At 50.7% G+C, this 20,369-nt stretch carries 18 protein-coding genes; 4 read left to right on the forward strand and 14 right to left on the reverse strand.

The features are described 5' to 3' along the window. Positions 1 to 62: 62 nt before the first annotated feature. The 12 genes from rny to EKM91_RS03130 form a co-directional block, all read right to left on the reverse strand. The gene (rny, locus tag EKM91_RS03075; protein ID WP_125749622.1) at positions 63 to 1,634 is read right to left on the reverse strand and encodes a ribonuclease Y; all 1,572 of its coding nucleotides are present in this window, start codon (positions 1,632 to 1,634) and stop codon (positions 63 to 65) included. A gap of 186 nt (positions 1,635 to 1,820) precedes the next feature. Then, positions 1,821 to 2,939 carry a recombinase RecA gene (recA, locus tag EKM91_RS03080; RefSeq protein WP_125749625.1) on the reverse strand — a complete coding sequence of 373 codons (1,119 nt, stop codon included), beginning with the start codon at positions 2,937 to 2,939 and terminating at the stop codon, positions 1,821 to 1,823. Between the two features lie 97 nt (positions 2,940 to 3,036). Then, the gene (locus tag EKM91_RS03085) at positions 3,037 to 4,281 is read right to left on the reverse strand and encodes a competence/damage-inducible protein A (protein WP_125749626.1); all 1,245 of its coding nucleotides are present in this window, start codon (positions 4,279 to 4,281) and stop codon (positions 3,037 to 3,039) included. A 93-nt stretch (positions 4,282 to 4,374) separates the two neighbouring features. Then, positions 4,375 to 4,953 (reverse strand): CDP-diacylglycerol--glycerol-3-phosphate 3-phosphatidyltransferase, encoded by a 579-nt coding sequence (gene pgsA / locus EKM91_RS03090; RefSeq protein WP_125749629.1) that lies wholly within the window; start codon positions 4,951 to 4,953, stop codon positions 4,375 to 4,377. A 2-nt stretch (positions 4,954 to 4,955) separates the two neighbouring features. Continuing rightward, positions 4,956 to 5,876, reverse strand: a complete 921-nt coding sequence (locus EKM91_RS03095) for a helix-turn-helix domain-containing protein (protein ID WP_125749632.1) — start codon at positions 5,874 to 5,876, stop codon at positions 4,956 to 4,958. 111 nt (positions 5,877 to 5,987) lie between these two features. Beyond that, the gene (ymfI, locus tag EKM91_RS03100; RefSeq protein WP_125749635.1) at positions 5,988 to 6,713 is read right to left on the reverse strand and encodes an elongation factor P 5-aminopentanone reductase; all 726 of its coding nucleotides are present in this window, start codon (positions 6,711 to 6,713) and stop codon (positions 5,988 to 5,990) included. Between the two features lies 1 nt (position 6,714). Next, a complete protein-coding gene (yfmH, locus tag EKM91_RS03105; protein WP_125749767.1) occupies positions 6,715 to 8,016 on the reverse strand; it encodes an EF-P 5-aminopentanol modification-associated protein YfmH in 1,302 nt (433 codons plus the stop codon). Beyond that, a complete protein-coding gene (gene yfmF, locus EKM91_RS03110; RefSeq protein ID WP_125749638.1) occupies positions 8,016 to 9,278 on the reverse strand; it encodes an EF-P 5-aminopentanol modification-associated protein YfmF in 1,263 nt (420 codons plus the stop codon). The genes yfmH and yfmF overlap by 1 nt, the downstream gene beginning before the upstream one ends. 15 nt (positions 9,279 to 9,293) lie before the next feature. Then, positions 9,294 to 11,591 carry a DNA translocase FtsK gene (locus EKM91_RS03115; protein ID WP_125749641.1) on the reverse strand — a complete coding sequence of 766 codons (2,298 nt, stop codon included), beginning with the start codon at positions 11,589 to 11,591 and terminating at the stop codon, positions 9,294 to 9,296. 169 nt (positions 11,592 to 11,760) lie between these two features. After that, complete coding sequence (locus tag EKM91_RS03120; protein ID WP_125749645.1) at positions 11,761 to 13,809, reverse strand: DNA topoisomerase 3; 2,049 nt, start codon at positions 13,807 to 13,809, stop codon at positions 11,761 to 11,763. Positions 13,810 to 13,821: 12 nt separating this feature from the next. Next, entirely contained in the window at positions 13,822 to 14,331 is a 510-nt protein-coding gene (gene trmL / locus EKM91_RS03125) for a tRNA (uridine(34)/cytosine(34)/5-carboxymethylaminomethyluridine(34)-2'-O)-methyltransferase TrmL (protein WP_125749648.1), read from the reverse strand. Positions 14,332 to 14,584: 253 nt separating this feature from the next. Then, entirely contained in the window at positions 14,585 to 15,418 is an 834-nt protein-coding gene (locus EKM91_RS03130; RefSeq protein ID WP_125749651.1) for a methyltransferase domain-containing protein, read from the reverse strand. Between the two features lie 73 nt (positions 15,419 to 15,491). On the opposite strand from EKM91_RS03130, the gene EKM91_RS03135 reads away from it, so the two are divergent. From EKM91_RS03135 to rpsN, 3 genes are all read left to right on the forward strand, one after another. Further along, positions 15,492 to 16,439, forward strand: a complete 948-nt coding sequence (locus tag EKM91_RS03135; RefSeq protein ID WP_125749654.1) for a magnesium transporter CorA family protein — start codon at positions 15,492 to 15,494, stop codon at positions 16,437 to 16,439. Between the two features lie 228 nt (positions 16,440 to 16,667). Beyond that, complete coding sequence (locus EKM91_RS03140) at positions 16,668 to 17,645, forward strand: GMP reductase (protein WP_125749657.1); 978 nt, start codon at positions 16,668 to 16,670, stop codon at positions 17,643 to 17,645. Between the two features lie 75 nt (positions 17,646 to 17,720). Beyond that, positions 17,721 to 17,990, forward strand: coding sequence for a 30S ribosomal protein S14 (gene rpsN, locus EKM91_RS03145; RefSeq protein ID WP_125749660.1), 270 nt, complete (start codon positions 17,721 to 17,723; stop codon positions 17,988 to 17,990). Positions 17,991 to 18,085: 95 nt separating this feature from the next. Here the strand turns inward: rpsN and EKM91_RS03150 are convergent, their stop codons facing one another. Beyond that, the gene (locus EKM91_RS03150) at positions 18,086 to 18,454 is read right to left on the reverse strand and encodes a PTS glucitol/sorbitol transporter subunit IIA (RefSeq protein ID WP_125749663.1); all 369 of its coding nucleotides are present in this window, start codon (positions 18,452 to 18,454) and stop codon (positions 18,086 to 18,088) included. A gap of 155 nt (positions 18,455 to 18,609) precedes the next feature. Between EKM91_RS03150 and EKM91_RS03155 the strand changes: the two genes are divergently transcribed. Next, the gene (locus EKM91_RS03155) at positions 18,610 to 19,641 is read left to right on the forward strand and encodes a lactonase family protein (RefSeq protein WP_125749666.1); all 1,032 of its coding nucleotides are present in this window, start codon (positions 18,610 to 18,612) and stop codon (positions 19,639 to 19,641) included. Between the two features lie 76 nt (positions 19,642 to 19,717). Here EKM91_RS03155 and EKM91_RS03160 read toward each other — a convergent pair whose 3' ends face one another. Further along, on the reverse strand, positions 19,718 to 20,353 hold the full coding sequence (locus tag EKM91_RS03160; RefSeq protein WP_125749669.1) for a copper homeostasis protein CutC: 636 nt from the start codon (positions 20,351 to 20,353) through the stop codon (positions 19,718 to 19,720). Between the last annotated feature and the right edge of the window lie 16 nt (positions 20,354 to 20,369).

Consider the following 20,369-nt stretch of genomic DNA (forward strand, 5'->3'; position numbering starts at 1 on the left):
TTACGAAAGGTTGTCATAATTTTGGCAATAAAAAAGCCCAGCATCGCTGCTGGGCCGCAAAGCTATTTCGCGTATTCAACAGTGCGCTTTTCGCGGATCACTGTGACCTTGATATGGCCTGGATACTCGAGTTCTTTTTCGATCTGGTTGCGAATGTCACGCGCTAATACCACTGATTGTTCATCAGACAACTTGTCTGGTTGCACGATCACGCGCACTTCACGTCCAGCTTGGATGGCAAAGCTATGATCCACCCCTTTAAAGGCGTTAGCGATACTTTCCAACTTCTCTAAACGATGCAAGTAATTCTCCAACGACTCTGACCGCGCGCCTGGGCGCGCTGCAGAAATCGCGTCTGCTGCAGCTACTAACACGGCGATCACACTAGTTGCAGGCACATCACCATGATGTGACGCGATCGTGTTGATCACAACGCTTGGTTCTTTATACTTTGTTGCCAACTCGACCCCGATTTCAACGTGAGAACCGTCAACTTCGTGATCAAGTGCCTTACCAATGTCATGTAATAATCCCGCGCGTTTCGCTAAGGTCACATCTTCGCCTAATTCAGCCGCCATCACCCCTGCTAATTTAGCCACTTGCAAGGAGTGATCCAGTACGTTTTGTCCATAACTCGTCCTAAAGTGAAGCCGCCCTAAGACTTTGATCAAGTCTGGGTGCATATTGTGGATCCCGATGTCGAAAATGGCTTGTTCACCGATTTCACGGATCCGATCATCCATCTCTTTACGCGCCTTGTCGACCATTTCTTCGATGCGGGCTGGATGGATCCGCCCATCTTGGATCAGTTTCTCTAAGGCCATGCGGGCGATCTCGCGACGAATCGGGTCAAAGCCGCTTAATACCACGGCTTCAGGAGTATCATCAATAATCAGATCAATCCCTGTTAGCGTTTCCAAAGTACGAATATTCCGGCCTTCGCGCCCAATGATCCGCCCTTTCATATCGTCATTAGGCAGATTAACGACGGTAACCGTCGATTCTGCAACGACATCAGAAGCAGAGCGTTGGATCGCGTTGGCGATCAAGACCTTCGCCTGCTTGTCAGCAGTATCTTTGGCCTCTTCTTCACTTTCTTTGATCAGCTTCGCGCGCTCATGAGCGAGTTCCGCCTTGGTTTCAGTTAAGATCCGATCGCGAGCTTGATTTTTCGTCAACTCCGCGATGCGTTCTAGTTCGGCTTGTTGTTCGGCTATGACTGTCGCAATGCTGGCTTCGCGTTCATCCAGCGTTTGCTGTTTTTGATTAAGGTTAGCGTCTCGATCTGCCAAGCTTTGTTCTTTACGATCCAGCGTGTCATCTCGATGATCCAGTGTCTCTTCTCTTTGAACATTACGGTTTTCAGCTTTTTGCACTTCACTGCGCCGTTCTTGGAGTTCTTGTTCCACCTGAGTTCGATACCGATGGGCCTCGTCTTTTGCTTCGATCAAGGTCTCTTTTTTGAGTGTCGCTGCTTCTTTTTTAGCGGCCTCAATAATGCCTTCGGCAGAGTCTGTCGCCTGTTGTAGGCTGTTATGATGGTTTTTCTTCTGAATCGTGATACCAATCAATAATCCGACCGCTAAAGCGATGACGACTGCGAGGATTATTGAGACCAGTATTCCTGAGCTCATCTGTTCACCTCCGCATCATCTAAGCGATGGTTCAATTTTTTAATCAAACATTCACTGATGCTATTTTTGAAATTTATTACACTAATTGATTGTAGCGAATGCCCTTGCAGGTGTCAACTTGACCAAAGGCCGCTGCGCTTGCCGGCATAAAAAAAGAAACCAAGAATGGTTTCTTTTTTGGCAACATTAATCGGCTGCATTGTCATCTGATTTATCAAAGATCGTCGGCTCACTGGCTGCCGTTGCCGAGGTATCAGTTTCAACGGTTTCTTCAGGGTCTTCAGTGCCGACACCGTCCATCCCATAGGCGGCGCGGACCTTGCTTCTGATCTCTGACTTCATTTCAGGATGATCATCCAAGTACGCCTTGGCATTCTCGCGGCCTTGGCCAATGCGCTCGTCACCATATGAATACCAGGAACCTGACTTATCAACGATATCTTTTTCAACTGCCATATCGATGATCTCACCGGTTTGTGAGATCCCATGACCATACATGATATCGACTTCAGCTACCTTGAACGGTGGGGCCACCTTGTTCTTGACCACTTTGATCTTCGTCCGGTTCCCAATCACATTGGTGCCGTCTTTGATCTGTTCAGCCCGCCGCACTTCCAAACGGACCGTAGCATAAAACTTCAATGCTCGCCCACCTGGGGTAGTTTCAGGGTTGCCAAACATCACCCCGACTTTTTCACGGATCTGGTTGATAAATAATGCGATGGTTTTGGTCTTATTGATCGAGCCGCTTAATTTCCGCAGTGCTTGACTCATCAACCGCGCTTGCAAACCAACATGGGCATCGCCCATTTCGCCTTCGATTTCTGCCCGCGGTACCAAAGCCGCCACAGAATCGACAACGACAATATCGACCGCCCCAGAAGTCACTAAGGCGTCAGCAATTTCCAGGCCTTGTTCACCGGTATCTGGTTGTGACAACAACAGCTCGTCGATATTCACGCCAAGCGCTGTTGCATACTTCGGATCCATCGCATTTTCAGCATCGATATAAGCCGCGGTCCCGCCGGCTTTTTGCACTTCAGCGACGGCATGCAACGCGATCGTTGTCTTACCGGAACTTTCTGGCCCATAGATCTCAACGATCCGGCCGCGCGGAAAGCCCCCTACGCCCAGCGCATCATCTAAGGCAAGCGAACCTGTGGAAATCGTTGAGATCCGCGTTTCGACTTTATCACCCATCCGCATGATGGAGCCTTTCCCAAAATTCTTTTCAATTTTTTTTAAGGCATCATTTAGCGCCTTTTGCCGCGCATCTGCCGCCCGTTGATCTTTATCTTGAGCCACGTTACGTCCTCCTCTAGCCCGCGTATCCACCGCGGTTGTCTATGCCTAATTTTACAAGAGCCGCCAGCGAATAGCAAGAAAAAATCGAACAAACGTTCTATTTATTTTGCAACGCCTTCAGCACCGCAAACAATCCTGCTTTAACGGCTCTCCCGCGCACGTCTTGACGACTCCCTGGTAAGTGCAGCAGTGTCGCAGTTGGCGCCTGGCTGGCTTGCACCAAACCGATCCAAACGGTTCCAGCTGCCTGGCCTTCACTAGGCCCAGGTCCAGCCACACCAGTAAAACTGACAGCGATCTTGGCATGCGTCTTTTGTTGCGCACCGACTGCCATCGCTTTGGCAGTGGCTGCACTGACGGCGCCGTCTGCATCGATCTGGCGTTTGTCCAAGCCCAGAAAATCTGCTTTGGTTTGGTTGCTATACGTGACAAATCCGCCTTTGAACCATTCAGAAACACCCGCCACTGCGCCTAAGGCCGATTGAAACGCGCCTGCAGTCAAGCTTTCCGCCGCCGTCAAAGTCGTTTGCGTGGCTTTGAGCGCTTTGACCACTTCTTGGGCTAAGGAGTTATCGTCACCATAGCCATAAAAATATTCCCCTACCCGCGCTTGGATCGCCGCTTCAGTCGCCGCGATCAAATTCTGGGCCGCTGCATGATCGGCAGCTTTAGCCGTGATTCGCAGCGTCACTTCCCAATCTTTGATATAAGTCGCAAGCGTCGGATTCGTTTGCCTCTCGATGAGATCTTGCAACGCTGTCACCAAAGCCGATTCGCCGATCCCAAAAAAGCGCAACACCTCGCTTTCCAGTATCGGGGCATCCCCAATTTCCGCCGCCAAATAGGGTACCAGCTGTTCCAAGACCATCGGTTGAAATTCCTTTGGCGGCCCAGGCAGCAGCACATATTGATGGGTCGCGGTTTTGGCCACCGCGCCAACGGCTAAGCCGACGCGATTCATCAAAGGCTGCGCCCCTGCCGGCAATTGCGCTTGCACCCAATTATTCGGGGTCATTTGCTTTTGCTGCTGCTTGGCATAAGCGGCTAATTTGACCCGTGCCGGTTCGTCATTGGCTAAATCCACACCGAGATGCTTGGCCAACACTTGTTTGGAAATGTCATCTGCTGTCGGCCCTAAGCCGCCGATCAACACGACTAAGTCAGCGCGACTGGCAGCCAATTGGATCGCCGCTGCTAACCGTTGGGGGTTATCGCCGACGACTTGTTGATTCAAGCTGTCGATGCCCAAATCGGCGAATTGGCGTGCCAAAAAACTGGCGTTAGAATTTACGATCTGCCCCAGTAAGATCTCTGTGCCCACCGCAATGATTTCTGCTTTCACGTTCATGACCCCTTTTAATTAAATTCGTTATCCGGCCTCATTTTACCACGCAGTCACAAAAAAACGGGCCGCGTAGACGACCCGTTACCTAAATTAAAAGCTGTCTGAGAAAACCGCGCGATTCTTGTAGAAATATTCCACGCCTGAATAAATGGTAAAGAATACCGCGATGTAAAACAAAATGGTCGCCAATGGAAAATGCAAGGCCGCAAAACCGGCGTTATTCACCATTAAAAAGATGATTGCAAACATTTGCGCATTGGTCTTGATCTTACCTGGCCAAGCGGCAGCCATCACCTCACCACCATTGGCCAACAACAACCGCAACCCAGTGACCGCGAGTTCTCGCCACAAAATGATCGCGACACCCCAAGCCGGCACACTGCCACGCGTCGCTAAGAAGATAAACGCCGTCATGACCAAAAGCTTATCTGCCAGCGGATCAGCGAATTTACCAAAATTCGTGACCAAATGATTGCGGCGGGCAATTTGGCCATCGGCAAAATCTGTGATGCACGCCACAATGAAGATCAAGACGCCGACGAACCAACTCATTGCCACCGACGTACCGGCGATCGTGATACTGCCGCTGGGCCAGTCTAAGACCAACAGTAACGTAAAGATCGGGATCAAGATCATGCGCATCAAGGTTAATTTATTGGGAAGGTTCACGATCAGTTACCTGCGCTTTCTGTCGTAAAGTTAATCGTGCGCACGATGCTGGTCCCATTGCTGATGTCGACATTGGTCTTATTCAGCTTGATCGTCGTCGCCGTCGCATTACCGGACTTCACCGAAAACGCCGTCGTGCCATCTGGTAAGGACACCGTATGCGTTTGCCCTGCACTCAAAGAGCCTTGCCAAGTGGTCGTCCCATTGATGATCACTGAAACCCAAGCAGCAGAGTCTTTGGCCGCTAACGTCACGGTGTTGCTTTTGGCTGGCCAATTTTTCACCGTCACCGCTTGCACTGAATTGGCATCCGTGCCCACCGCAACGCTTAATTTATCGCTGGTTTTGCTGCTAGAAGATTTCTTGCTGGACGAACTCTTCTTAACCGCAGACGAAGAAGCCTTGCTGCTGGCACTCGCCGTATTTTTGGCTGCCGAGGACTTGCTGACAGACGGTTCTTTTTTGCTGGAAACGACCACTGAAGAAGAATCTGCCGGGATCGCTTGTTTATTGTCTGCGCTCGCCCGCCACGTAATGAAATAAACGACTGCAATAATGATCACCGCCAATACCGCCAAGGCGATCTGCGGCAAATGCCGGCGCATCTTGTTAGCAGGGCTGGCCGCGGCTGCACGAGTCGCGCGGGTCTTGCTTTCAACAGATTGTTCCACATATTCTTGTGGCTGGGTGTCCGGGATATCTTGTTGGAATTGCGTCAGTAAGGCATCACTATCCAGCCCCACCGTGTCCGCATATTGTTTGATGAACGCACGCACATAAAAGTCGCCTGGCAGCGCATCGAAATTGCCTTCTTCGATCGCGATCAGGTAACGTTTTTGAATCTTAGTGATCTGTTGCAGATCATCCAAGGTATAGCCCTTTTCAATTCGGGCTGTGCGCAGTTTTTGCCCAATTTCATCCATTTGTTTTCTTCACCCGCTAAGTTTTTAATGTCTGTTTTCAGTATAGCATGAAATAACGTCTGCATGAATTAAGAAATTGTTTAGAGCGCCGCAAAAGCGGGTTTGCACACGTCATTGCAGCCAGCCCCCGGTCACATACAACGTCTGGCCAGTCAGATATGCCGCCTCCGGTTGCAACAACATGGCAACATAAAAGCTGACGTCTTGCGGCTGTGCAAAGCGCGCCGCCGGGATCTCGGCTTGCACGGCCGCTAAAGTTGCCGGATCAAACATCTCATTCATTTTAGTCGCCACTGCACCAGGGGCAACAACATTGACAGTAATGCCCAAACTGGCCACTTCTTTGGCATAGGCATGCACAAAGGCGCTTTGGCCGCCTTTGACCGTGGAATAAGCCACTTCCATGGCCGAGCCTGCGCCGCCATAAACGGAACCTATGAAGACAACACGTCCGCGCCCGCTGGCTGCCAGCTTATCTTGCAATTGCGTCAACAAAGCCATCGGTGTTAACAGATGCACCCGCATCAGCGCCGTTAACTCCTGGACCGTCGTGTCTTTGAACAGATGATAATAGGTCTGCCCTGCAGCAAAAATCACCGCATCCAGGCTAAAAAGCTGTTGGGTCAATTGACTCAGGCCCGTCGCATCTGTCAGGTCATACGCGACTGGAATAAAGTCTTGTTTGGGATAGGCCGCCGCTAACTCACGCATCAAAGCCGCGACTGGGGCTTGATGCGCATGGTAATGCAAATATAGCGACCAGCCATTTTTGGCCAGTTGCCGCGCCACCGCACCACCAATATCACCAGAAGCCCCCATGATCAAAGCTGCTGGCATGTCACTTGCCTCCTTGGCTGGGCATGATCACAAAACTGGTGACCGCATCCAAGTTAAACAACTGCTCAGCCGCTTTTTGCACATCTGCAAGCGTGACTTGTTGCAGCAAGCGGCCATAATCAAAGAGATTGGTCTGCGCAAAGCTTTGCGCACTCAGCGCGTTGGCGATCCCAGATAAGGAATTCATGGACATATAATACTTGCCCAATGCCGCGTGTTTGAGCCGGTCAAACCGCGCTTGGCTCAGCTCTGGCTGCGCCGACTTGCGGGCGATCACGGCCTTGATGGCAGCGATCAAGGCCTGCGGCTGGCTGACATCGCCGCCTAGCGCCACAAAATTGAAGGTGCGTTGGGCATCATAGCTGTAATCAAAAGAATCATCGACCAAGCCAGCATCGTACCATTTTTGATACAACGGTGACGAATCGCCAAATAGCGCTTCTAATAGCAGACGGGCGGCGATTTGAAACGAGACGCCGGCAGCTGAATCATCCACATCTTGCGTGCCTTTGATTCCTACTTGTACTTTGGGGCGCACCACGGGTAATTGAATCGTTTTTGCTTGCTGCATGTCCACAACGTCCAGATCCGGCTGTACCCCGCGAATGATCGGCGTCGCTGCCGGAAACTGTTTACGCGCTTGATTGGCTGCCACCACGTTCAAAACCGCCTCAGGATCACAATTGCCGACCACAGTCAGCGTCATATTACTGGGATGATAAAACCGGGCATGTGCTTGATACAGCATTGCCGGTGTGATCTGTGCAATCGAAGCTTGGGTGCCTGTGACGTCGACACTGGCGGGATGATGCGGATACAAATTACCTAACAACCCAACGTAACTCCGCCAGCCAGGATCATCTTGATACATTTGGATCTCTTGGCCAATGATGCCTTTTTCTTTATTGACTGTCTTGTCCGTAAAATACGGATCTTGGACAAAATCCAATAAGATCGTGAGGTTTTTTTCAACTTGTGCACTTGCGCTGAACAAATATGCGGTCCGGGTGGTACTAGTGAACGCGTTGGCATTGGCACCAGTCGCCCCAAACAGATCAAAGGCATCATGATCAGCCTTTTCGAACAATTTATGCTCCAAAAAATGGGCGATCCCTGCAGGATCTTGCACGAATTTTGTGGCACCGACTGGCACATAGCGGGTATCGATCGCACCGTAATCAGTTGCCAATAAGGCATAAGTCTCGTGATAGTCAGGCTTATTGACCACTAAGACCCGCAAGCCATTGGGCAGCGTCTGCGTGTACAGCGTCTCTGCGACATCTGAATAAATGTGTTGCTCCATCATGACTCCTTTGGCTGTTTTGTCAGCAAATACTGGGCCTCTAAATTAAATGTTGCCGCTTGTGCCATCACTTGTGCTTTCGTGACCGCTTGCACGCCTGCCACGTATTGCGCCAACTCCCGTGGCTGCGCTGCCAGCAGTGCTTGCAACAAGGCTTGTCTGGCCAAGAATCGTGGCGAATCATAAGCCGTTTGGCGATTGGCCACTAAGCCGTCTTTGATCACCTGTAATTTATCCGCGGAAAACGCCCCAGCTTGCACCGCCGCCAGTTGATCTGCGATCAGCTGCGTGACTTTCGGCGCCGCTTGTGCATCGATCCCTGTTTGGACCATCACCAAGTGGCGCATCGCATCTAACGAGCTGGAGGCATAGTAGGCCAAACTCGCTTTTTCCCGCACATTGGTGAACAACAGTGACAATGCCGACCCGCCAAACAACTCATTGGCGACGATGGCGGCATAATGCGCCGGAGAATATAAGGCAAAATTAGCGCGATAGCCTAAGTTCAATTTGGCTTGATTCACCGGTGCGGTTTCGACTTTGGTCCGCTCGGGCCGCGCGTCCCCGCTGACCGGCAAGGCCACGGACGCGATCACACGCGGGGCGAACTTTAAAGCCTGCATTTGCTTTTCGACATCACTTACGGCGACATCCCCTAACACGACGATCTCGATGCGATCTTGGGCCAACATTTGTTGATAGGCATGCAACAAGCTGTTCAAAGTCACGGCTAACAACTGCTTGGGCGTGCCAAACGACGGGGTCGCTTGCAATGGGTCATCATCAAAATACACCGCCTGCAACCCTAAGTTGGCTTGCGTTTGGCGATCTTCAGCCAGGCTTTGCAAATATTGATGCAAATTGTGCTGTTCTCGAGTGAACACGTCAGCATCAAATTGACCCGCATGCAGCAGCGGCCGGTTCAACACCCCGGCCAAAAACGCGACGCCTTGCTGCAACAGGTTTTCTTGTGCAAATTGATCATTCAGTAAAGTCAACCCGGCGGTCACTCGGTGCCAATGTCCTTCTTTGCCGACACCGATGCCAAAACTGGCGCCAAAAAGCGACTCTAAATATGCCGACAACGCCGCTTGGGTGGGATAATCTGCACTTGAGGTTTCTAACACACTGGTCAAAAGTGTTCGTGCGGCCACATCAGCTTGCGCTAAAGGCGTCAAAAAATGGATCGCAATGCGGGTCGTCTTAAATTTTTTGGTTGGCACGACCGTTAAGCCGACCCCTTGCGTCAATTCAATTCTCATATATTTTCTCCTAAATCAACCTTGATGATCCTCTGGGGCTGAATCTGGCTGGGCAAATACCTGCCGCGGCTTAGACCCTAAACTGGGACCGACGACTCCATTTGCCTGCAAGTCATCGATCAAACGCGCAGCCCGATTATAGCCGATGCGAAAATGCCGCTGCAGCATTGACGTGGATGCCCCTTTTTGTTGAATGACAAAGGCTTTGGCCTGTGCATACAAGTCATCATCAGATTCGCTGCTGCCTGCTTCACTAGTCGCTGCACTGGGTGCCATTTCTTCAATATATTCTGGCGCCACTTGATCGGTGATCGCATTGACGATGGCTTCGACATCTGCAGAAGGGATGAACGCCCCTTGGATCCGCACCGGGCTGGCGGCATCGATCGGCTTATACAGCATATCTCCGCGCCCTAAAAGTTTTTCCGCCCCATTAGCATCTAAAATGGTGCGTGAATCCACCCCACTAGACACCGCAAACGCGATCCGTGACGGGATATTCGCCTTGATCAACCCGGTGATGACATCCACCGACGGTCGCTGAGTTGCGATAATGATATGGATCCCCGCCGCTCGCGCCATTTGGGCCAAGCGCACGATCGCCGTTTCCACTTCATTGCCTGCCACCATCATCAAATCCGATAATTCATCCACGATCACGACGATATAAGGCATCTTTTGCAGTGTTGGATCATCACTGGTTTCAACTTTTTTGTTATATTCACCCATGTTGCGGACGCCGCCTGCAGCAAAGCGCTCATAGCGCTTCTCCATTTCCTTGAGCACCTTGTTTAACGCAGACGGTGCCTGCTTGGCTTCGGTGACCACTGGCGTCAACAAGTGCGGCACGCCATTATAAACCGACAATTCGACTTTCTTGGGATCGATCAACATCAACCGGACTTGATCAGGCTTGGCCGTCATCAAAATACTGGTGATGATCACATTGATCATCACGGACTTACCTGAACCAGTCGCCCCGGCGATCAATAAATGCGGCATTTTGGTCAGATCCATGGTTTGGACCTTGCCATTAACGTCTTTACCCAGTGGGATCACCAACGGCTTGCCAGGATGTTTCGGCGTTTGTTCCAACACATCGCGATAGCCGACTGTGGCCACTTGTGAGTTTGGCACTTCGATCCCGATCAACGATTTTCCTGGGATCGGCGCTTCGATCCGAATGTCTTTTGCCGCCAGTGCCAAAGCCAGATCATCACTGAGATTCACGATTTTGGAGACTTTGACGCCAGTGGCCGGTTGGATTTCATATTGCGTGATCGAAGGCCCTAAAGTGGCCGACTTCACCGTCACATCGACCCCAAAACTGTCCATTGTCTCTTTTAGCTTGACACGATTTTGTTTGATGAGCTGATATTCATGTGATTGATCCACATCTTGCACCGGAGACAACAGCGTCACTGGCGGCATGACATAATCAGCCCCAGGCGTTTGGGTATCGATGTCTGAAACAGCCGCAACAGCCGGCGCTTCGGGCTCAGGTGCAGGCGTTGGTGCTGGTGTCGGCGTCGGCTGAGTCGCTGCCGGCGGGGCGTTGATCGTGAAGTCATCCGGTTCTTGTTCACTGACTGGCTTAGGGAGATCCTTGGCTTTGGGTGGTGCGGTTGCCGGTGTTGGCTTTTGTGCTTGTGGGCGCTTGCGGCGCTTTTTTGCCCAGTGCGCCGCTAGTTGCGCAAACGCAGCTTGCACATGCTTGATCCCTGCCGCAACGCCTTGCGCGATTTTTTTGATCACCGCGAAAACCTGCTCTGCACTGATCCCGAAAATAATCAAAAGCCCGATCACAAGCAATAATCCAAACAAAATTTGCGCGCCGATCGGCGAGATCAAAGGGGCAAAAATACCAAATAACAAGCCCCCCAGCAAACCGCCGCCAGCATCACTCGTGGTCGTCACCAAGGCAAAATCATTTTGCAAAGTGCGCCAGATCGCCAATAAATAATGGCTGTGCACCCCTAATAGGCGCATCGTCATGCCGGTGACGACCACCAAACAGCTGACATAGCTTAACAACCCGCCCCATAAAAACCGCGGCCGCACCTCTGGCAGCGAACCGGCGGCGGTCAGCCAGGCGCCGAATAAAGTCAACAAAAGTGCCGGGAATAAGTAAGTATTGCCGCCTAACAAGCGAAAACAATTCGCCAATACGGCACCCACCAACCCCAGCTTAAACATGGCCAAAACGCCAAGCGCCACAAACACCAGCCCCACCCAATTCAAGGTGTGGTCGGTTTTTTTCGTGCGCCGTTTCGCTGGCCGCTTACGGGTCGTCGTTTTGCGTCTGGTTGCCATAATTGCCTCCTCATGGTTCTAACCCATGTATTATACACGAGCAACGCACGATTGAACAAAGCCTCAAGGTCGAACTTACCATGCCGCACCGCTTTATTCCCGCAAAAAAAAGCCCTGCGTGCTTAACTCAAACAGAGTCAAGGACAGGACCAATGTGTGCCGCACAGGTTTATTTTTTTGCCATGGCGGCTTTCAAAGCGGCTGCCAAAGGACTTTCTTCTGGGGCTTGGGCTTTGCTGTACTGTTTGAGCAGCTGCTGTTGTTCGCGTTTATTCACGCGGGCATGCCGACCGCCTTTAGCCGCACTCATCTGTTCCGTATTGCCACAGTTTTGACACTTGAAGTAGTCTCCTTTAGCGCCTGATAAGATCACCATTTTTTTGTGGCACTGCGAGCAGCGGTGATTGGTCACCTTGGGATCACGGAAACGACTGTAGTGGCATTCAGGGTTGCTGCATTGCAGCTTGACCCCCACTTTAGTCGGCCTTTCCCGCAAACGGTGCCCGCATTCGGGGCACTTCTTTTGGGTCAAGTTAGGGTCTTGATAAACCGTGGTACTTTGTTTGATCGCTAAAACCAGGCGCTTGGTTTCTGCTTTGATCTCATTGATGAAAACCGGCCGCGTGGTTTGCCCTTTTTCGATGGCTTGTAGTTGTGCCTCCCAGCGGGCGGTCAGGTCGGGGCTAACCAGATCTGGATTGACTAATTTTAATAAGGATTGTCCTTTAGGGGTCATCACCAATTCACGACCATGCTTGCTCATGGACCCGGCATGCTGCAGTTTATCGATGATATCTGCTCGAGTCGCTGGTGTTCCCAGACCATAATGATCCATTTTGCCTAATAACGTGGCTTCGTTCAAGCGCGCTGGTGGCGTAGTTTGCTGTTTTTTGATCGTTATTTGACCTTGCAGCGTCGCGCCCACAGCCAGCTTTGGCGCCGTTGATGGCGTGGTTGCTTTGAAGCCCGGTTCTTGGACACTGGTGGTTTTGACCTTTAACGTTTGCGTGTCTAATTTTAAGGTATAAGTGATCACTTCTGCTTGATAAGCTGGTTTAAACAGATCCATGAAACGCTCGGCGATCAAGCGATAGATCTTCAACTCGTCTGCTTCCAGCCGCAAGGGGTCGACCGCTTGCTCGGTGGGGATCAAACCATAGTGATCGCCTACTTTAGCGTCATTATAGATATAAGCTGGTGCTTGGGGATGGCGGCTCAACTGCGCAGCCGTCTTGGAATATCGGCCCATTGCTTGTAAGCGTGCTCCCATCGTTGCTTCAAGATCATGCGTCAAATAGCGCGAATCAGTTCGCGGATAGGTGACTAATTTTTCCCGTTCATACAAGCGCTGTAACACGTTGAGGGTCTGCTTAGGTGAAAAGTCATATTGTTGGTTCGCCGCTTGCTGTAATTCGTTGAGATCATACGGCAAAGGCGGCTGTTCAACCGTTTGCTTAGCAGTCGCTTTAACGACGGTCAACGGCTGACCAGTCAAGCGTTGGCGGAGTTGTTCAGCTTCAGTTTGCGTCAGCTGTTGCGCCAACACAGCTGTCCCTAATGGGGTGGCGACGTTTAATTTATAGAAAGTTTGCGGCTTAAAATGTGCGATCTTAGCTTCTTGTGCCGCCACAAACGCCAAGGTTGGTGTTTGCACGCGTCCAGCAGATAAAGAATCGTGGTATTTGACCGTCAATGCCCGTGACACATTCAAACCAACTAACCAATCTGCTTCAGCACGAGCCAAGGCCGCTTGATATAAATGCTCAAATTCGGCAGCTGGGCGCAAATGCGCAAAACCGTCACGAATCGCAGCATCGGTTTGTGATGAGATCCATAGTCGTTTCAATGGCCGTTTGAATTCTAAGTAATCAAAGATGTACCTGGCCACCAGCTCACCTTCGCGACCCGCATCAGTGGCAATGATCCCGTATTCAATATCCGCTCGTTTGGCGAGATGCTTCACGACTGCCAGTTGCTTGCGCGTTTCTTTTAATGGGGTGATCGCAAGCTTTTCTGGGATCATCGGCAGTGTGTCAAACGTCCACTCGGCCCATTCCGGATGATATTGCTCAGGCATTTTCAGTGTCAGCAAATGCCCCAAAGACCAAGTCACCAGATACCCATTGCCTTCATAATAGCCATTTTGCTTCTGTGTTGCTTTGAGCACCCGCGCGAGTTCTTGGCCAACGCTAGGTTTTTCTGCTAATACGAGTTTCATTGCCGCTCCTTTTTACTTCAACTTGTCATGGTCATAGGTATGGGTGCGTTCCAAGCCCAAAAAGGCTTGTTGTCGCAAAGCTTCATAGATGACCAAGGCCGCACAGTTGGACAAATTCAATGCCCGGACATGATCAGTCATCGGGATCCGCACTGCTTTTTCAGGATTGGCACGCATGAACGGCTCCGGTAAGCCGGTCGTTTCTTTCCCAAACAAGAAGTAATGCTCAACGCTGGTATCGGTGTAATCAACATCTGAATAGGTTCGCTCGGCAAACTTCGACACGAGATATAAATATTGCTGATCCGGCACCGTGGCTAGAAAATCATCTAACGAATCGTGATACACGATCTTGACGCTATTCCAATAATCCAATCCGGCCCGCTTAAGATGTTTATCATCGGTTTCAAAACCCAACGGCTTGATCAAATGCAAATAACTGTCAGTGGCTGCCGCCGTGCGCGCAATATTCCCAGTATTTGCAGGGATCAAAGGTTCAAACAATACGATGTGATTCGCCATAATTGCCTCCATGATTTCAATACGCCTAGTTTAGCATGAACCTCCCCACCAAACAAAAAAGCGGCTGTATCCGCCGTTTTCGGGGCACATAAAAAGCACCGCCTCGGTGTCTAGCACGGCGAGACGGTACTTTAGTCAAGTTTCCTATCGCTAACTTTTATCAATTTCCCAAAAGCAAGCCCTGATAAAAGCCAGAAATAAAAATGCTTAAGAGTAATTTAACACCAGCTACAAAGAATTGCAACACCCTGCCTCAAGAAAGTGTTATCTGTAACAATTCAACATCGACATGAATACTGCTCGGCGGGGCCGCCAACAACGCTTGACGTTTATCTGCCGGCGCCTGCCAACTCAATGGCGTCATCGTCACGACGTCGGCAAACTGTTCAGTAGCGACTGGAAAATCATAGCTGATCGGCGTCACGACCGCATCAGGATACGCCTGTAAAAACCGCGCTTTGACTGCTGCATTGCTGTAAGTGGCCTTATCCGTTCCTGAATATAAACCTTCCCGCAATTCGCGCAAGTACCCGGTTGCTGGGATCACCTTGAACAAGCGCCCGCCTGGCCTTAACACCCGGTCAAACTCGGCATATGCCCCAGGAGAAAAGAGATCCACCAAGACATCAAAGCTATTCGTCAAAAACGGTAAGCGCGCCAGATCCGCGACACAAAAAAACGCCGGCGTCTCTAATGCCCCAGCTAAATTGATCGCAGGGGCCGAAATATCAAAGCCGATCGTTGCTGTCCCAGTTTCCGCCAATGCAGCGGTAGGCGATCCTTCCCCGCACCCCACATCTAACAACCGCTCTTGGCCGCTCAGCGCTTGTTTGATGCGGGTCACAAATGGTGCAAACAAGCCGGCTTGCAACACGCGCCGGCGCGCTGCCAACATTTCGGTGGTGTATTCGGTTTTAACTGGTGCATTCAAAAAATTCACAGTGCCTTTTTTGGCAAGATCAAAACGATGCCCGGCTGCACACACCAAACTCGTTTCAATCGCTTGCAGCGGCTCGTGGCACACAGGACACGCAAATACGGGTCCTTGCGCAGCCGCCCACTCGGCTTTTTGATTTATTTTTCGCATTTTTCACTCCTTGACGTGCCAGCACTGCTTTTTTCAAGTAGACTAGACCTATAGAAAAAGATCGGAGGCCCTCATGCTCGCTATCTATAAGTTCGATGATACCGTCGGCAAGTTGAAGACTCAAGGTAAAATCGCGCCTGGCGTGTGGATCAATGCGGTCGCCCCAAATGAAACAGAGCGCGCAGAACTGATTCGCAAAGCCCATGTCCCAGAATCATTCCTTTTATATGGCATGGATCCTGATGAAGGCGCGCGTTACGAATACGAACCTGATGACGATGCGCACTTGTTGATTTTTGACATGCCAGTTGCTGGGTTAGATAAGCGCCAACGGATGACTTATAAAACAGTCCCGTTGGCGATCATCATCACCAAAACCGCACTGATCACCATCGACATGCAACCGCAACCATTGCTGGCATTATTTGCCGAAAACCGCGTTTCAGGGTTTGACCCCGCCAAACGTACGCAAGCCGCCTTGATGCTGCTTTATCAAGTGACGGCAGCGTATTTGAGTTACTTGCGCGATATTAACAAAGCGCGTGAGGCCCTTGAAAACAAATTGCAAAATAACCTTAAAAACGAAGAACTATATGCCTTGATGGGGATCCAACGTGGGTTAGTGTATTTCATGATGAGCATCAAAACTGACCGGAATGTATTGGACCAATTGCGGCGGACCAACCCGCTGCGCTTAGACGAAGACGACATGGATCTGTTAGATGATATTATTATCGAAAATCAGCAAGGCTCAGAAATGGCTCAGATTTCCAATTCGATCCTAAATGAAACTTCTGACACCTATTCTTCTATCATCAATAACAATATGAACGGTGTGATGAAATTTTTGACCTCATATTCGATCATCTTGACGATCCCAACATTAGTTTTTTCCTTTTATGGCATGAATGTTGAACTGCCTTGGGCAAATATGCATATCAGCTGGTTGATCACGATCATTATTTCAGTGGTGATCGGCGTCTTGCTGGGCTTTCAATTTTGGCGCAAAAAGTATTTCTGAACTCACCTTGCTGCCAAAACTGCGTGCCGGTACCTGCCACCCTGCCAACGGGCGGCAGGTACCGGCATTTTTGATTGACACCAAATAGGATGGCACAATAGACGAACATTTTAACTCATTAACAACCAAAATTTGACATTTACCCGAACATCCTCTATATTAGCTGATGGCGTAATGATCTTACGTTCCGCCGTGATAATGTTCGGCTTTTACGAAAGGACGATAGGTATGCAAATTTTTGATTACGAAGATATCCAACTGATTCCTAACAAATGTATCGTGCGCTCTCGCAAGGAGGTCGACACAACTGTCGAATTCGGTGGGCGCACCTTCAGACTGCCTGTCGTTCCCGCTAATATGCAAACGATCATTGATGAACCGCTCGCCCAATGGCTCGCTGAAAATGATTATTTTTATGTGATGCATCGCTTCAATCCCGAACGGCGGCGTGATTTCGTCACCGCCATGCATCAAAAAGGCTTGTTTGCCTCGATCTCTGTCGGCGTCAAGCCGGAAGAATTTGCGTTTATCAAAGAACTCGCTGGCGCGCAGCTGACCCCGGAATACATCACGATCGACATCGCCCATGGCCACTCTCAAGTGGTGATCGACATGATCCAACACATCAAGAAATACTTGCCTGATGCTTTCGTGATCGCCGGTAACGTCGGGACGCCTGAAGGGGTACGGGAACTTGAAAATGCCGGTGCCGATGCGACTAAAGTTGGGATCGGTCCTGGTAAAGTTTGCATCACTAAATTAAAAACCGGCTTTGGGACTGGCGGTTGGCAGCTGGCAGCCTTACGGTGGTGTGCTAAAGCGGCTTCTAAGCCGATCATTACCGATGGCGGGATCCGCAATAATGGCGATATCGCCAAGTCGCTGCGCTTCGGGGCCACTTTTTGCATGATCGGGAGCTTGTTTGCCGGGCATGAAGAAACCCCTGGCAAACATGTTGAAGTCGATGGCAAAATGTTCCAAGAGTACTACGGGTCCGCTTCCGAGTATCAAAAAGGAGCTCATCACAATGTCGAAGGTAAAAAAATCTTGTTACCGATCAAAGGCAGTATCAAAGACACCTTGATCGAAATGCAAGAAGATCTCCAATCCGCCGTGTCTTATGCCGGCGGCCGCAACCTGAGCGCCTTACGCAAAGTTGATTACGTCATCGTTAAGAATTCGATTTTTAATGGCGATCAGTACTAGCCTTTTGACTGGGTCCATGCTATCCTAGATAAGTTGTTACTGGTGAAAAGTAAGTAAATCACCTGGAGGTATTTCATGGCAAAAAAATCAAAGATCGCAAAAGCTAACAAAATCGCGGCAACAGTCGCCAAATACGCTGACTTGCGGGCCCAATATAAAGCAGCAGGCAATTATGCGGCATTGCAACAACTTCCGCGCAATGCTAGTCCAGTGCGGATGCATCACCGCGATGCTTTAGACGGCCGACCACATGCGTATATGCGCAAGTTTCAGCTTTCTCGACTCAATTTTCGCAAGCTGGCACATGCCGGCCAGATCCCTGGGGTGCGCAAAGCATCTTGGTGAGGCTTGATCCTTAGCCCAATACAAAAAGCGCGGCTGTCACCGATCTTGATCAATGGATCGGATGACACCCGCGCTTTTTGCACGCCTTACTAAATTTATTCTGTGATATACGTCAACTCGTCGCCGACTGCCAAGGTTGGTTTTTGCAATGGTTCCAAATACAGTGCATTTTCCATCGGTTGTGCAGGGATCGCTTGGAAAATCAATGAGACGTGGCCGATCGTCCTGAGATTCGTATTGGCCAACTGCCCCACGCGCATGATCTCATAAGTGTGCCCTGCAAGTGCCAAATGATCCCCGGGTTTGACGGTCAAACTGGCTTGTTGCTGCGGATCATTGAACCGCTGGATCACCGTCACATCCCGCAATGCCGCTGTTGCGTCTTCATCAAACAAAATCACTAGGGGATCTGCCGGATCTAAAGCGTGGGCGCCGATCGCGGTCACAACTGCTGTCGTTTTCATTAGAGACTCCTTTTCACCACAAAGTTTCATGACGTGCGCCTGGTTCAAGCTGACTCACCCCACGAGCAATATTACTTCTATTCTAACATGTTTTCGCCTCAGCGTATCCGGTTACAACCGTGGTATACTAGAGCCAACATTCAAGGAGGCAACGCATGAAAGAAATCGTATTACTTGGCGGCTATACGCGCAAGACCGGTCAAGGGATCTACAAAGCGACCTTTGATTCCGATTCCGGGACCTTAACGACTCCGACCCCTTATGTCACCACCCTTAAGTCCCCGACCTATTTAGCTGTATCTAAAGCCGGGTTCGCTTATGCGGTGGCTGCAGACGATGGCAAAGGCGGTGTGGCGACCATCGATTTGCACCACACCCCTGGCGTGGTATTGGATCGCAGCTTAGCCCCTGGCGGCTCGCCTGCCCACATTAGTATCGATGAAAACCGTCAACTGGTTTTTGCCAGCTTCTATCATGACGGCCGCGTCAATGTGTACCAGATCCAAGCCGACCATACGCTTAAGCCTGTCGCCGTTGCCGTGCATAGCGGCCATGGCCCCCGCCCAGAACAAACGGCCAGTCATGTGCATTATGCGGCCTTATCCCCAGATGGCCGCTTAGCCGTTGTGGATCTAGGTAATGATACCGTCGCCAGCTATCCCGTTGCGGCAGATGGCAAACTCGGCAAACCCGCCACCTTGCATCTGCCTGCCGGGTATGGACCACGGCATTTGGCCTTTTTACCCGGTCATGACGACATCGCTTATCTGGTTGGTGAGCTTTCGAGCCAAATCAGCGTCCTTGAGTACCATGCTGGGCAGTTTACTTTAGGGGAAACCCGGCGGACCATTCCGGCGGATTGGACCGCACATAATGGCGCAGCTGCAATTCGTATCAGCGCTGATGGCCGGTTTGTGTACGTATCCAATCGCGGCTACAACGGCATTGCGGTCTTTGCCGTCACCGCCAACGGCCAGCACTTAGAGCTGGTCCAGCAGATCACGACTCATGGCGAGTTCCCGCGCGACTTTAACCTCGATCTCAGTCAAAAGTATCTGCTGGCAGTGAATCAAAATACCGATAACGCCACGCTATACCGACGTGATGCAGATTCTGGCAAGTTGACGACCTTGGTGGCTGACATTCCTGCTCCAGAAGCCGTTAATGTCACTTTCCTTAGCGACTAGCTTGGGTCTGGACGCAAAAACAGCCCCGCTTTTTGGCCTTCAAGGGTCATTAAGCGAGACTGTTTTGTTCATTGGCTCAATATGCCAAGATCTTGGTCCCATGCGCTTCTTGGACCCCTAATTGAGCCGTGATCTGCGCCACGTTATCGGCGGTGATCCCACCGCCAGGCAAGATCGTCAATTTATCGCCGGCATCAGCCACGAGTTTTTGCAAGTGCGGCAAGGTAGCTTGAATCGGCTGACTCAAGGGACCGCCATGCGTTAAGATCCGGCTGACGTCATGTTCAGCCAGCCAGTCGATTGCCTCTGCTTGCCGATTTTCTGGAATCGCATCAAATGCCATATGCATCACCACCGTCATGCCTGCAGAAGCCGCAAGCAAATTTTCCATGGCTTCTTCATCCAGCCAGCCATCAGCCGTCAACGCCCCAAATGTCACCGCATCGACACCTTGCGCTTGGGCTTCAAACAGATCTGCTTCCATGATCTTCAATTCCAAATCATTATAGACGAAGTTGCCGCCGCGCGGCCGGATCATGGCCACCACACTGGCATCATGTTCATGAATATAGCGCGTAGCTTCTGCCAACACCCCTTTGGAAACTGTGGTCCCGCCAACTGCGAGATTATCATTGAGTTCGATGCGCCGTGCACCTGCTGCAAGCACTTTTGGCAATGCCGTAAAATTTTCAATGCAGACTTCTTTTAGCATATTGACCTCCATCGAC

The sequence above is a fragment of the Lacticaseibacillus baoqingensis genome (genome assembly GCF_003946165.1).
Classification (GTDB): domain Bacteria; phylum Bacillota; class Bacilli; order Lactobacillales; family Lactobacillaceae; genus Lacticaseibacillus; species Lacticaseibacillus baoqingensis.

Coding starts and splice junctions, on each gene's coding strand:
- rny (WP_125749622.1), bottom strand. CDS start 1,634: ATGAGCTCAGGAATACTGGTCTCAATAATCCTCGCAGTCGTCATCGCT.
- EKM91_RS03095 (WP_125749632.1), bottom strand. CDS start 5,876: ATGGATGAAATTGGGCAAAAACTGCGCACAGCCCGAATTGAAAAGGGC.
- ymfI (WP_125749635.1), bottom strand. CDS start 6,713: ATGCCAGCAGCTTTGATCATGGGGGCTTCTGGTGATATTGGTGGTGCG.
- yfmH (WP_125749767.1), bottom strand. CDS start 8,016: ATGGAGCAACACATTTATTCAGATGTCGCAGAGACGCTGTACACGCAG.
- yfmF (WP_125749638.1), bottom strand. CDS start 9,278: ATGAGAATTGAATTGACGCAAGGGGTCGGCTTAACGGTCGTGCCAACC.
- EKM91_RS03115 (WP_125749641.1), bottom strand. CDS start 11,591: ATGGCAACCAGACGCAAAACGACGACCCGTAAGCGGCCAGCGAAACGG.
- EKM91_RS03120 (WP_125749645.1), bottom strand. CDS start 13,809: ATGAAACTCGTATTAGCAGAAAAACCTAGCGTTGGCCAAGAACTCGCG.
- trmL (WP_125749648.1), bottom strand. CDS start 14,331: ATGGCGAATCACATCGTATTGTTTGAACCTTTGATCCCTGCAAATACT.
- EKM91_RS03130 (WP_125749651.1), bottom strand. CDS start 15,418: ATGCGAAAAATAAATCAAAAAGCCGAGTGGGCGGCTGCGCAAGGACCC.
- EKM91_RS03135 (WP_125749654.1), top strand. CDS start 15,492: ATGCTCGCTATCTATAAGTTCGATGATACCGTCGGCAAGTTGAAGACT.
- EKM91_RS03140 (WP_125749657.1), top strand. CDS start 16,668: ATGCAAATTTTTGATTACGAAGATATCCAACTGATTCCTAACAAATGT.
- rpsN (WP_125749660.1), top strand. CDS start 17,721: ATGGCAAAAAAATCAAAGATCGCAAAAGCTAACAAAATCGCGGCAACA.
- EKM91_RS03150 (WP_125749663.1), bottom strand. CDS start 18,454: ATGAAAACGACAGCAGTTGTGACCGCGATCGGCGCCCACGCTTTAGAT.
- EKM91_RS03155 (WP_125749666.1), top strand. CDS start 18,610: ATGAAAGAAATCGTATTACTTGGCGGCTATACGCGCAAGACCGGTCAA.
- EKM91_RS03160 (WP_125749669.1), bottom strand. CDS start 20,353: ATGCTAAAAGAAGTCTGCATTGAAAATTTTACGGCATTGCCAAAAGTG.